Consider the following 14,243-nt stretch of genomic DNA (forward strand, 5'->3'; position numbering starts at 1 on the left):
AAGCCAACCTCTCAATAACACATCCTAATTCCTAATTTCTAATTACTGTTTCGCCATGAACAATATCATCAGCTACGGAGAAATACTTTGGGACCTGCTTCCTTCTGGCGCATTGCCGGGCGGAGCACCCATGAATGTTGCGTATCATTTACAGAAACTGGGACAATCACCTGCTCTCATTTCTCGTATCGGTCTTGATAAAAGAGGAAAAGATCTGCTGACTTTCCTTAAAACAAAAAATGTGAACGCAGCGCACGTACAACTCGATTATCATTTGCCGACAGGCATTGTGCATGCCACCGCAAACGTACATGGCGAGATGCAATACGATATTGTTTCGCCCGTTGCTTGGGACAATATTGAAGTGGAAGATGATACGATTCCGTTAGTTAAACAGGCCGATTACTTTATATTCGGAAGTCTCGCTGCCCGCAACAAAACTTCAAGAGATACATTGTTTACATTACTGGAAGACGCTAATACGAAAGTGCTCGACATCAATCTGCGTGCACCACATTTCAATCGGGCGATTGTTGAATCTCTTTTGCAAAAGGCTGATATTTTGAAAATGAATGAAAGCGAATTACAACTTATTGCGGATTGGTTTGGAAACTTCAAAACTGCTACTGATCGCATAACAATGATTCAGCAGAAGTTTGATATTCCAAACATCATCGTAACACTCGGTGCAGATGGCGCCTTAATGAATACCAATGGCAATCTCAATCCTCACAAGGGATTTAAAGTAAAAGTTGCCGACACCATTGGCAGCGGAGATTCTTTCCTGGCCGCCATGATCACCAGTATCATTCAACAACGAACGCCTGACGAAACGCTGACTTTTGCTTGCGCACTAGGCGCCTTGGTTGCATCACGCTCCGGTGGCTGCCCCGACTACTTACCAGATGAAATACACGAACTTATAAATAAACAAAAACAGCTCTGATGAAAAAAAACATTATAACGAGTATGCTTCGTCATCTTTTTTATGGCTAAGAATTATCGCCAGTGCGAATTCAATTCGCCCCTATACAAACACTTTATCTTCCTTCTCATACTCCCGCTTAATACCTTCAACAATATCTTTTTTCGATATTACATTATCGCCTCTATTGATTGTTTGCAACGATGCATAGTGAATAACACTTATAATGGACGACCCGGTTAATTCGTATCTGTTTGCAATAACTGAAAGGTCCAAATCATTTGCCAGTCGCGCTTTTGCTGGCATCGCCTTTTGCCATATAGCTAATCTTTCTGAAGCGGTAGGCGCAGGAAAATGTATGATCGCGTTAAAACGTCTTACAAATGCAGGATCAATATTGTTCTTGAAATTAGATGCAAGAATAACCAGCCCCGGAAAATCTTCTACTCTTTGTAATAGATAAGATACTTCCTGGTTCGCGTATTTATCGTGTGCGCTTTGTACATTGGAACGCTTGCCAAACAAAGAATCTGCTTCATCAAAAAACAATATCCAGCCTTTGTTTTCCGCCTTATTAAAAATCCTCTCAAGGTTCTTCTCAGTTTCGCCTATGTATTTTGAAACGACTTGCGAAATATCTATCCGGTAGACTTCTTTTTGAAATTGCTTTCCAAGCAGCGTTGCGGCAAGCGTTTTGCCTGTTCCCGGTGGCCCATAAAACAAAGCGCGAAAGCCCGGTTTGATGCGTCTGCTCATTTCCCAATCTTTCAAAAAAGAAGTATTGTGGTCAAGCCAGATTTTTATGTCATTGATCTGCTCCGCTGTTTTTGGGTGAAGGATCAAATCGCTCCAATCCATTTTTGTAGAAATGCTCCTGGCAGGAAACTCCGGGCTAAACGCGGGTTTGGAGACAACACCCATTGTGAACAAATCTACGTACTCATCCTGCAAAATCATTTTTCCGCTCATTCTTGGCTCACCATCTTTTACCGGTTCAAGTGAAAGAATGTTGTCCGTTGAAAAAAAATGTTCTGTTGAAAAATAATGCGAGGCCTGCAATCGCTTAGCTACGTCATTTCCCGCGAGAATAAACAACGCTGTTTCTCCGGTGGGAATTGTGCCGCGATGATTGTTACCTTTTGCACAGCCTATTTCAGCAAAGTCCCCACCATTAGGCAAGTACTGCTGAATAATGTTATCCAGAAAATTCGGCTGCACATGAGGAAACAAAGCGAGCAGTAGAATTACAAACTCTTCAATATTGACTTTGCGGGTGACTAAAAAATGACTTAGTGGAGAGTCATCCTGCTCAAGTTTTATGTGGGGATATACAAAGGCATCTTCATTTTCTTTTTGAAAAAAATGCTGCAGTTTTCGGTTGATGACTTCTTTCAGAAAGTCCAATGATTGTATGATATTTTGGGATGTTGCTTGCACGCAATTTAATTTGTAAATGCCTTCGGCTGTCTTTCAACCGGAGTACTGCTTGACTTTTCTATGTACGAGCTTAACATCTTTGTCGTTAATTAAATTGTTTACAACTGCCATTCAACATGTACCTGATCTTTTGTCCATGACAAAACGATTATACCGATTCCCCATGGAAGCCCGTCTATTAAAATATCAACTCCTTTGCGTTCAACATGCAATTGCCAGCCGCTTTCAATTTTTTGCATTCTGCCATTGCGCTGCAAAAAAGTTTCCCGAAAAACACTGACGCTTGTGTTGCTCATCTTGTTCCAGTGTTGAATGACCTGACGCAGCATATCGTCGCATTCTGTCATCGTTGTTGCAGCCAGCACTTCGGCAGGCAGCAGCGCTGTAGACAATGGTATGCCGCAAATGATTTTATTGAAGGACAAATTAAACTCATCACTTTCGTGATTACCAGTCGCCAGATATTCCAGTACCCTAACCGCGGTGTGCTGTGCAGCTTCATCTTTCCATTCTTTGTTTATCCATAACCCCAGTTCAGCAAAAAGTGCCGGCAAAAAGGGATGCAGTATTACAAGACCTGCATTATGAACGTAAAGGTATTCGACTTCCTGCTGCGATTTTTTAGGTTGGGGCGGCAGATTATTTTTCTTTACCTCATGCAACAATTCCTTAATAACAACGTCATCTATATGCTTATCCTCAACCAGCAATTTCAGCAGTACAGTCAATCCTATTCGTGTTTGCCTTTCTGTAAATTCATGCTTTTGCGCAAGCGAAATAAATCCATCCAATAACACGTCTTCCGCGTTTGCAAATTGCTGCCATATTTTACGAATAACCAGCTCTGTAAAATTGTAGCACAACCTTTCAACAGCAGTATAGTTGGCTGACAACAGCGCTTTCAACTGCATTATTTCTGATCTGCTCAACTGTCGCTCACATATCACCTGCTCCAATTCTTTTGAAGACTGAATCCGGCTGTTCCATAGCAGGCGGCCGTTTTCGAGAAAAAATAAAAATTCATTTATTAAAGCTGCCTCACTACTACCTTCGGCTCGTGGCTGTTGATGTAACTGCGAACGGATTTCATTTAATGCCTTCTCGACCAACTTCTCCTTCCAGCGATTATTGCTCAGCATGCCGCAATCAATTTCCATTCGTTCAATAACAATACTATTTTTATTTCCGCCTGCTTCATCGAAAATCGCTTCCATAGCAGGAAGGAGCCGATCGTAAAACAACTCCTGTATTTCATTTTGAACGCCAATATAATCAGTAAGGTCCTCAAAATGTATTTCCATTTTCTGCTGAAGGATAATATGAGACTTCCGTTCGATCACTGATTGAGGTTAAATGTTTTTTCAAAAATACTGTAGCATCCTGTTGCGGAGTTTATGCCAACAACCCGCACGTAGACTGGACTTCCCTGAGCAATTACTCCCGGCTTTTCCTGCATTGAATAGAAGGGTTTTGCAAAATGGAAATACCAGATGTACTTATCAAACGTTGGAGAGCCAGGCGCTGTGCTGAAAACCAACTGATCTCCCTCACGACTCATATTCAACTCTTTTATATCCAATTTATCTTTGCACAACTCAACACTTTTGCCAGCGCATTTATCGAGAGAAACGCAGCCAAATTTCGGCACCATAAATTCAAAGTTCTGCTGATCATTTGAAGAAATAGTGATCCAAACTTGTTTGTTATCATAGATCGCCCTTACTCTCGCACTTCTTTGATAATTTACATTGGTGATGTCGGCATTTATTTCAAGATTTATATTTTGACAAATAAACCTTTCTATATTGATTGTTTGATTTTGGAAGTTACCGACCGTATTACCGTCATAGCTAAACATTGGCTTACCGTTTTCCAGGAATTGCGGAGCCGCAGATTTAATTTTAACGTTCACTTCTGCAAACAATTTCGTCAGGAGGTCGTCGTAAACATGTTCAGTGATTTTCACGTCATTCATGATCTTCACAAAAATCTCTTTCAGGTCAATCACGGTATCTGCGCCATTTTCATCTGTCAATGTGAGTTTAGCGGCATTCGTGACATGGTGGATGGAATCTTTAAGCACATCCAACGGTTTCGCGAACCACATGTAGTACTTACAATTTTCCGCCATTCCCTTGCACGGAAGATTACATGGTTGCTGACATTCATGACTCTTTATTGTTGCAGTAACACTTTGATTCGCTGAGTCCTTAATGGTTACCACAGTATCCGCACTGCCTGTTGGCAATGTGACCTGATTGTTCGTTGAACTTGTGTTGTTGACCGTAAATGAATATGGTTTAGTGCCGTCTGTAACAGTAAGGGTAACTGTATAATTCTTACCCTCCTGATCGCAGACAGGATCACCCTGTGAAACCTGCAACGGATCTGGCGCAGGTGCTTCAGGCAATATATAGGCAACAGGAAGGCAATCGCTACAACACATATATGGCACGTAAAAATCTGCGATCACTTCGCCATTCGTCAATTGATATGTCGGATTATCTGGCGGACGGTTAATGATGATCGAAATCTGATTCTTTTTTTCAGGCGGCAAATCATTGCAGTTGTCAAGATATTCCTGCATTACATTTTTAAACTGCAAGTACAACTGTGGATCTTTATACAAGGTTGTTACAGCGAGCAACTTTGCCTTTGCCTCCTGCGTATCCAGGTCCACATCAGGTTGTAAAAGTTCACGGAAATTTGTCAGTAAAACATTGCTTAGTTCTTTATTGACAAATATTGAATTCACGTCAACAAACCTGTTTCTTCTTTCTTCATGATACACCAGTATAAACGTTCCTGCTCTTGGCACACCTGCCTTGTGTTCAATACCACCATGCCTTTTAAAATAATAATTGAAATTCTTTGCCAAGCGATATTGCGCCACTCTTCGCAGATATTCATTTCGCAAGGCTTCCAGTTTTTCAACAATGCACGTGTGCAAAATCAATTGCATGTTACTAATCAGCACTTCCAGGCGAAGCGTAATTGCGGAACTGTCGTTGGCGCTCGAGGCCTTTAGCGCGGCTATCATTACGTCAGTTAGCACAGTTGTGGCCATCTCGAAATTTGAGTACAACACCTTAAATGCCGTGGTATCAAGTACAGGCAAATCCTTCGTCATCAATACCTGGAACATACTTTCCACACTGTCTACAAAATTGAAGAGTGCAGAATTGTTCGCATCATTCGGTGCAGGATTCACATACTTTCCATTGTTGGCTTTTACGCTGTCGATATAGTACTTGCCAACCGTACCATTAGCCGGTGCACACAATCTTGATAAAGTATCACCCTTTGTATAAGCGGCCAACGCCTGGAACTCACTCACAAGGCTGGAGATAAACGGATGATCAATCACAATATTGGCCCTTTCAAATGCAGCGGCTACTGGCTCCACAGCATCTGCTTCCTCGACGGCAACTTTTTTGGCAGATTTCTTCGCCACTTTTTTTTCGGTAGCTGCCGCAACCTTGTCTTCAAACAAACCTCCTTCAAAAACCTGCACAGGTGGTGTAAATTTATTCTTCCCAGCATTGCAAAACGCATCATGTAGTTTGCAAATGAACTCTGCGATGATGATCCTGTAATCAGATTCAAGATCTTGAATAATGCACACCGGATCATCACCGCTTAAAAAAGCACCGATGTAGTCTGCACTTAAAGCAATCACATCAAATGGTAAATTGAAGCGTTGCTTTTTTGAGATCAGATCAGTGAGCGCTGTGTTAATATTCTTGCCGATGTGTCCTTCGATTCTGAAGAAATTATACCATTCGATATCGTACAACAATGGATTGGCAATAACATTGGAACTATTGTAAGGAGTTGGATCGTAACTAAGGTTCCATCTTGCGTTTCCGTTCTTTGTTTTATCGAAACTCCAGTAATAATAAAGGTCTTCTGCAACCACATCTGCACTGTCATGAACAGTTTTGTAGTAATAAGGAATGCATCGCTCTGAAATAAAATTACGACCATACGCACTTGGGGTTATTCGTATGTCTTGCCCCAAACCACGGCGAATTGTTTTTTCCTTAAGCAGATAATTTTGATGCATCAGGATCATTCTCATCAACAAACTTCTCAACTCGTTTGCACCTGATCCTTGCTCATCAAACAAAGGCGAATAAATAAAGTACTGGCGATAGGCCGAAGGTGCATTACCCGTGTTTGCACTCGCATCACCTAACATTAGATGAAACGGGAACCGCATTTCATCACCGCAGCATTCGCTGGTAATATAGTGGGCCTTGTATTTGAATTCATATACTGCTTTTATAAGATCGTAAATAAAATCAGAGAAGTATTGCAGGTAAACAGGAAAGGAAAGCTGAATGAGTTTCAGCATCTTCTTAAAATCTGCACCGGTACCAAAAGAATAATTGCTAACACCGCTTAACAATGAACCATAGGTAATGAAGCAATAGTTCAGGTCTTTTGCCAGTGTATCTAAAATCGCATCGCTCGTTACGATATCAACGAACGCATTCAACACATCGTCTGAAGAATTCAGATTACCAACAGGCACGTTGTAGCGCCTTAATTCAAGATGCGAAAAAGTAACCTTACCATCACCTCCATTGTTGCTTCCTGGAGCAAGCAGTTTTTTGTTTACCAGCAAAACCTTTACATCCAGTTCCATTCTGCTGCCTTTATCGTTGCAATCGTTAGTATCACAATTTTTCAGCTTCAGCTCATCTGCATCAAGAAAAAGGACCACTGCATATTTGCTCAAATTTGCCCATTGGGATAAGGCAGCGGCATTCGTTTTATCGTTTAAGGCATCATACTCAGTTTGTGTCAACAATAACAAAATATCATTACTGGCTTCTTCAGCATGATCGGGTCTAGCATAGAATGGTACATTGCCCGGGTTGGGATCACCGCATTGCGAAATAATTTCGAGATCAGCCGGGAATGGAGGTTTTGTAAATGACATGCAATACTTGTACCCATTTTCACCGATGTGATCGCAAAGCAAAATAAGGTAGCCCTGGGATGTAACGCCACAACCTTTAGTAATATTAATGGTGTCATTGGTATGCGAAATTTCCAGGCCGCATACAATACCGCTGCCTATTAATTTGCATCGCGTTAACCGGTTTTGCTGATCTAAATAATTGAAGAGATCATTCAGATGCTTGTTGGTAAGCACCTGATCCGCTTCAAATACCGGGAATGTGTTCGCAATACTCATGATCAATTATTTTTAAAAGTTCCCAAAACTGTTTTCCCTAAAACCACAGTGTTGCTTCCCCCTTTGCTTTCTACACAATCGTGTAGTGTAGCTTCAGGATATTCGCTGTGGAGCTGTGCAAGTATTTCTATCATTCTGTCATTAGCTTCCCTGAATGCGTCAAGGTATGTTTTCCTGTCAAACGAATAATTGGCAAGTTCTTCTATCCATTTCTTGTACCGGATCTCAAAAACATTCATGAGTTCATTGTTAAGCCAGCACACTTTTAACATGATATGCGCGGGTGCTTCTTCTCTTATCTTGTCTTCAAAATATTGCCGAAACGCCATGTTGTCGAAATGCCCCGGCCAGTAAGGCAGCACCACCGACACAAGGAAAGTATATGGATCCACTTCGCAAGGACAATCACAATCGTGCAGGCAAACCTGCATGAGATCAAACATCTTTGCAGGCGGCAAAATATTTTCACGCGGACGCAACAAAATGTGTTCAATTAAGTGAAGGCCAACAGGATCACTACAATCACCTTTGAATTCTTCTGCTATTTTGGTTATTGCATCTTGCGCATCGGTATCGTTGTGAAAAATTGTTCCGCTGTCTGTTACGTTTGTCAAAAAATCAGACAACTTAATAATCACCGGATCGCTGTTATCAACGGTGTAATTGTTTGGATCAGCGCCGACCTCAATCACTTTCATTATGGCGTCTTCAGCATCAGATTTTTTTTCATACTCGTTTGAAATAAACTTCACTCCTGTTCGTGAAATAACCGTAAAGCTGTGAAAGCATTTTAGCTTTGTCTCGCCATTTTCTACTACCTCCTTCTCTGTACAAATCACTTCGATGTTTTTTATGCAGCTTAAAAAACGACGCGTATAATCTTTAATGCCTGTAAGAAAACTAATTCTCTTTTCTAAACCGGAAACATTATCTGTGTCCCACAACTTTGTCGCATCAAGGTTGTAGTTGTTATCCTGCGGAAAATAATCGTAAGCTTTGCCACGATTGCTGCTGATATCGTCGTAAGCCTTAAGCGTCCTGATCTTTGCATCGGTGATCTCAGCAAAATCAATTTTCTCCTCAGTCATGTCGGCGTAATTGATCGTGTACATGAGCAAAGCATAATCGTTAAACGATTCTGCAAACCTTGCCAGTAAATGATCGAGAAACCTGCTGCGCCTGTCTTCAAAAACATCTTTTGGTTCATACAGCTCCTGCCAATTATTTTTAGGTTGCGCCGTTGAATCAGCATTTACAATCGCATCTTTCAGTAAAACGGTTAGCCCTGACTTTTTATAAACCGCATCGATGTCTTTTATGTCTTCGAGAAATTGTGCGTAGTAAGTGTGTGTAATATTGCTTGTCGAATACAATTGATGTGCATTGGAAAGCTGTGAAAGAAAGTCTGCCAGCAACTGTTCGTAAAACATTAGGTATGCTTTCATCTGCCGTTGCTGTGCTATGCGAAGTTCTGTTGCGCCTTCCGGCAAACCATATACACCAATGCCATAGGTCTGTGGAAAATCATATTGTACTGGCCAATAAGTTTGCGTGTCCCTTTTTCTGCCGACAGGAACAGGAAGATCGTCTTCGAGCCCGTTCAGTTTTGCACGGGAACGCTCTGCATGAAGCAATGAAACGGTATCATGCACTTCGTCGTAATTAGCAATAAACGGAAACTGATTTTTGAAAAGCAGTATTTTCGATTTATCCGTACTCAAAACCGGCTTGTGCAAAGGTGAAATATTCATGCACCATTTCAATCCTGAATAACCCGGAACCGGCTTACCATCTGCGCCATACTTGGTCATTACAAAATTGCGAATAGCAATAACTCCGTCAATATCCATCAGTAGGTTAATGATGTCGGAAGTGTGGATCACGCTGCGTAATTGCGTTTGCTCCAATTGCGCTGTATTGATAAAACCATGCTGCAATACAACTCCTTCAAATATTTCATCAACCGAAATTCTCTTCGCCATCAATTCTTTGAGTGAATAAAAATCAACCGAAGGATTGAGATAGTTTTCTATCGCATAAAAAATCTCTGCCTGAACTTTTTCAATGTCAACAGATGGTTTAACATCTACATCAAAACAAAAAGCAACTTTTTCATCATCGACGGTTATAACGCTTAAAACATCTTCGCAGAGGTTGCGATGCGCCTGCAAGATCTTAACTGCGGATCTCACGATCAACTCTGCTTTTTTGATCTTTTTCAAATAGAAAGCAAATATCTGTGCAACAAACTCGAAACCGTTGTCGGTGAGCATTGAATCAACATCGCTTGTTTCAACTGAATTGGAGGAAGGCTTTTTAGAAAGCGTGATATCAAATGCCATGACCGAACCATCATTCAAACCAACCGCGCAGGCCCATTGTATAGGATCACCGGTAAGGGCTATTGATGTTATGTTGTTTTTATCAGCAGCATTTGCAGCGAATGTGAAGTCTGCCGTTTTCCATGGCGCCAATTCTATCGAAAACCAAAAATCGCCTTTGGCAAATCTGCCTGCATGTTCTGGGTTCTCAATTACGACTTCGCCATTATTCAAATCGCCCAACACATTGTCATTATCAAGATCCAACAGCACACGATACAGACCAGACAAGAAAAGAGGAATGTTTGTCGGATCGTATTGAAGCTTATCGTCTTTGCAATTTGCGTAGATGGGCACTTCATTTACCGGCACTACGGTTCCTTTTGCATCTGTCTGGCTGTCTTCTGCAAACAGCCATGCATTGTGTACACCGTCGAGATCGATCAATAGCTTGCGATAATCATCTATGGTGAGCGGATTATTCGTCAGTATTTTCTTTGCGGTAAAGAAAACCTGACGTGGTACAGTGGCACCGTTTTCATCTGTCAACAAATCCTTCATGTCGAAGTCACTGCGATATGCCAATTCAGTAATCGCATAGCAAAGTGCTTCGAGTGTCGTAATCCCCGGATCATGTTCATTGTAATCTGTCCAGATGGCGTGCGACAATTCCTCGATGTACTTCAAGCCTTCTGCCCGCAGTACCTGGTAATCCTGCGGTAGCGGTAATTGTCTGTTCTTTAATATGGTAGTTTGTTCATCCATCAGCAAGTGCAGATTGCGGGTGAAACAATTTTATGTTTGATGTTATTTACTTCGTCGTAATAAGAGACCAAAATGGAACGTGCAGTGGAACCGACAGCTACTTCCACATCTACTGGCGGATCGGTGCGATTGATGAACTGATACATTTTTACACAAGTAACAAAGTCCACATAAGGACGTTCTTCAATAAAATTGATCAGTTCGCTTTTGTATATTTTTCCACCAAAGGAAACTTCTACATCATCGTCAAAGGCCCATGGGCATAGGAATTTCTCAATCTCATCATTCAACAGACCCATATAGAACGCGGGATCCATGTGTTCGTAAAAAGTAACTTTAAAGTCGAGTTGTATTTCTTCAAACTGCGGATTCTTTACATGCAATTTTACAAAAGGCGAAATGATTGTTTTGAGATAATCGTTGATATTATTTAGCAAACCTATTGGCGTGTATGGCCGCAGCGGGTTTACATTCGTGTTATTGCGCTGATTGGGAACAGTAATAACAGATACATGTCCTGCGTAATTTTCGCAAAAAACATCAACGCCTTTTTCCGAATAAAAGCCTGCGTGATTTATGCATTTTACTTTGAAGATCTTTTCAAATTTTTCCAGTACGATATGTTCATAATCCCAAATGGTTATTCCTCTTTGTTTGTGACGCAGGCGCTCACTTACACGCACATAAAAGTGTTCGTCGGTCTCCCGGACACGTCCGTCAAACGAGTCGAAGGGTTGTGCGATTTTCTTGAAACTGCCGTCGCTGTTGACAAGTTTTGAAATCGTACCGGCAGGAAGCAATTGCCGAAACTCAATGCCGGTTGTATCATTCTGCACGAGCTGCACTTTTGCCGCTTGTGCCTGGATCAAAACCATTTTACAAACTGCATCTGTAAACGGATGCGCAGTAATTTTTATCCATGCGAGGCCATTTTCCAACAGTGTATTATGTGTGCTGCAATCTTTTGGAAGAGTAAGTGTTACAACACCTGATTGGGTAAAGTTGTTTGTCGTGTCGATGATATTTTCTTTTTTGAAAACCTTCCAATTGTTATTGTCAGCCAAATAATACCATCCCAGTTGCTCCATATCCAGCAAGGGATTGGAACTTCCTTCGGCTACCTGGAAAAGCAGTGTAACAACCGTGTCCGCATTTGCATTTTCAAGACCAACAAACAATTCGCCTTCGTTAGCAATGTCCTGCAACAATGTAATTGGTTCTGTTTTTTCCGTCTCTGCAGATGCATCAACCAATGCATTATTTACGCGGGCAAAACCAAACGAGCCAAGATGAAAAAATAAATCGTTGTCAGCGGATGCAATTGCATCAAATACGATCGTTGAGAATGCGGTATAATTAACGGAAACACTATTCAATATAACTTCAGTCGGAACCGGTGTTGTAGCTACTTTTATTTTGTATGAGCTCGATGATGAGTCCCACACAAGGGATGTTCCTCCACTTATCGCTGCACTTACATTTGCCAGATGTTGCGCAAGAGAGTAGGTATTTTCATTCAGGCTGACTTTAAAGAATCCCTCTAGTGTAGTGGCGGTTATTTTTTCATTTTTTGTAAAATCAATTACAGCAGGTGTAAATGCACCGTTGCTTCCGGAGAAACTAATACTGATTGCACTTGCATTCTTGCTGGCCGAAAACACATCTGTATCAAAACTATTCTGCCGCAGATAATTTGCTTTACCTGTCAGCGAAGGTCCGCCACCAGGGCTTTTCCAGCTGGTAATAATATCGAGCTCTGATAAATGCTTTTGCGTTATCTCTTTGTTGCCCACATAAAAACCTGCGGTCGTAGCAGGAAAATCTCCGAATGGTTTGAAAGGTTTGGAGGCATCAATAGTTCCGTTATCATTACTCAGCATAAGATCCTTAACACCGTTTACACTCACGGACACATTGATGGAACTGATTTCCCGGTTACAGATAAGTGTATAAGGAATACTGTTTGCAATATCCTGGTTAAGATATATTTCCAGGACAGGCAATTCCACGTTCATGTTTTGCGCATGAATTTTCTCAGCATAAGGAACAACAGCCGGATCATCAGGTGTAAGATGCATTGTAAAGATGAGTTGCGATCCGGCTGCGTTGGTATTCACGGTGAAAGCAGTTAACTGCTCCCATTTCTTTTTACCGGTGAACTGCGCGGTAAAACAATTAAGGTTTAGAAATAAAAGAACGGGGATCGGTGTCGAAAAATTTATAGTGATGGTTATTGTGCGTGTACCTTCATTCAAATAAAATATGTTAGATGCTATGGCAAAACCGGTCTGCGCATTTTGAATTTTCCTAACGTCTCCGTAAGTATACCAGCTGTTATCTGCTGATGTGATCTTTGCGCCTTGTCCATCGTCTGAATTGGCTACCGGGGAGGCTTTCAGCAAGTCCTTTGCGCCTCTCATTATTTGAGTGGAATATATTTTGGCGACTGTTGCTTTATTGATCACAATGTCGTCAAGCAATTCATAACTGATCTCTTTGCCTGTTATATCTTTCCCTCCCTTCAATAAAGTTCCTTTTACCAGTCGATCCTGACTAACAGGTTTCTGCAATTCAAACAGTACATGCGCCGCATCCGTCTCAGGAGCTTTGTTGCTAAGCCGCAATACTTCTTTGTAGTAAAAATCGAGATGGCGCTGTGTATAGGAATTTAGTTCTTCTTGCGCATGCAGATAAATTTTTATAAAGGCAATGAACAATGCAAAATGTGGCGTATGTTCCGGATAGTCTTCCATTGTTTGTGTAAACAAGTCGTTTGCCCGGTTGACGACTGATGAGATACCATTGAACAATAATTCTATTTGCGCATTAAAAAGATTGTGATTGATGATATAAACGATAATGTCTTTTGCCGGACCAACCGCAGGCAATGTAATATCAATGTCAGGAACTGCTGTTTGCCAGTAGCTACTCATGTCTGTTGCCCGTGAAAAATTTTCCTCTGATGTTATGACGATTGGAGAATCGCTATCCAACTGTAACGTAGTGTAATCCAGTAACGATACAGCTTTAAAATCGTTGAAATTCTTTTCGATATTGGCAAGTGGTTGTTGTAATTTATTGGTGATGACGTCCAGCAAAATACTTTTGAATTCAAACTCCACAGGCAACAATTGAAATTGCTGATCAACCATTTTCACGACCGAAAAAACAAGATCGAACAGAAATTTAAACTCCGTTTTTGCATCTGCATCGCTGCCTGCCAATACTATTTGCTTATAGATTCTTCTTTTATAATTGCTGACCTCTTCTACACTGATGCGGGTTAGTGTTGCGAGCGGTACACTTACATCAGCACCCATCAATGATTGCCAGTCGCCATCTATTGTGTTGTCTTCTTTATAATAGTTGAGCCTTGCCGCATATCTTTTTGCAAACAGGATCAAATCCGCTGAATTGCGCTCATCCACTTTTGCAAATGTGGTGGACAGTGCAGCCAGCACCCTGTTTACAATACTGGTGCCTTCACGAGTTAATGGATTCTTATCATTGCATGGCATGCGGATAATTTTTTGTGCCGGGTGAATACAAATCACCCGTACATGTTCCTGGTTATTTTCAATTGAACTGG

Annotated in this window: 6 protein-coding genes; 1 reads left to right on the top strand and 5 read right to left on the bottom strand. The window is 41.3% G+C overall.

What is annotated here, in order from left to right; genetic code table 11:
- The first annotated feature begins 55 nt into the window (after positions 1-55).
- Positions 56-946: a carbohydrate kinase family protein gene (locus QJ048_RS08325; RefSeq protein ID WP_282333876.1), complete on the top strand. Its 891-nt coding sequence runs from the start codon at positions 56-58 to the stop codon at positions 944-946.
- 81 nt (positions 947-1,027) lie between these two features.
- On the opposite strand, the gene QJ048_RS08330 is transcribed toward QJ048_RS08325, so the two are convergent.
- The 5 genes from QJ048_RS08330 to QJ048_RS08350 all read right to left on the bottom strand — a co-directional run bounded on the left by QJ048_RS08330 (position 1,028) and on the right by QJ048_RS08350 (position 14,172).
- Positions 1,028-2,362 (bottom strand): ATP-binding protein, encoded by a 1,335-nt coding sequence (locus tag QJ048_RS08330; protein WP_282333877.1) that lies wholly within the window; start codon positions 2,360-2,362, stop codon positions 1,028-1,030.
- Between the two features lie 98 nt (positions 2,363-2,460).
- Positions 2,461-3,702 carry a contractile injection system tape measure protein gene (locus QJ048_RS08335; protein ID WP_282333878.1) on the bottom strand — a complete coding sequence of 414 codons (1,242 nt, stop codon included), beginning with the start codon at positions 3,700-3,702 and terminating at the stop codon, positions 2,461-2,463.
- On the bottom strand, positions 3,699-7,568 hold the full coding sequence (locus QJ048_RS08340; RefSeq protein ID WP_282333879.1) for a hypothetical protein: 3,870 nt from the start codon (positions 7,566-7,568) through the stop codon (positions 3,699-3,701). The genes QJ048_RS08335 and QJ048_RS08340 overlap by 4 nt, the downstream gene beginning before the upstream one ends.
- 2 nt (positions 7,569-7,570) lie before the next feature.
- Positions 7,571-10,654, bottom strand: a complete 3,084-nt coding sequence (locus tag QJ048_RS08345; RefSeq protein WP_282333880.1) for a hypothetical protein — start codon at positions 10,652-10,654, stop codon at positions 7,571-7,573.
- A complete protein-coding gene (locus tag QJ048_RS08350) occupies positions 10,654-14,172 on the bottom strand; it encodes a hypothetical protein (protein WP_282333881.1) in 3,519 nt (1,172 codons plus the stop codon). Before QJ048_RS08350 ends, QJ048_RS08345 begins: the two co-directional genes overlap by 1 nt.
- Positions 14,173-14,243: the final 71 nt, after the last annotated feature.

Source organism: Pinibacter soli, assembly GCF_029961145.1.
Lineage (GTDB): Bacteria > Bacteroidota > Bacteroidia > Chitinophagales > Chitinophagaceae > Pinibacter > Pinibacter soli.

Bases quoted from the DNA above. Each gene is read 5' to 3' on its own strand.
- QJ048_RS08350 (WP_282333881.1), bottom strand. From the start codon at position 14,172: ATGCCATGCAATGATAAGAATCCATTAACTCGTGAAGGCACCAGTATT.
- QJ048_RS08345 (WP_282333880.1), bottom strand. From the start codon at position 10,654: ATGGATGAACAAACTACCATATTAAAGAACAGACAATTACCGCTACCG.
- QJ048_RS08340 (WP_282333879.1), bottom strand. From the start codon at position 7,568: ATGAGTATTGCGAACACATTCCCGGTATTTGAAGCGGATCAGGTGCTT.
- QJ048_RS08325 (WP_282333876.1), top strand. From the start codon at position 56: ATGAACAATATCATCAGCTACGGAGAAATACTTTGGGACCTGCTTCCT.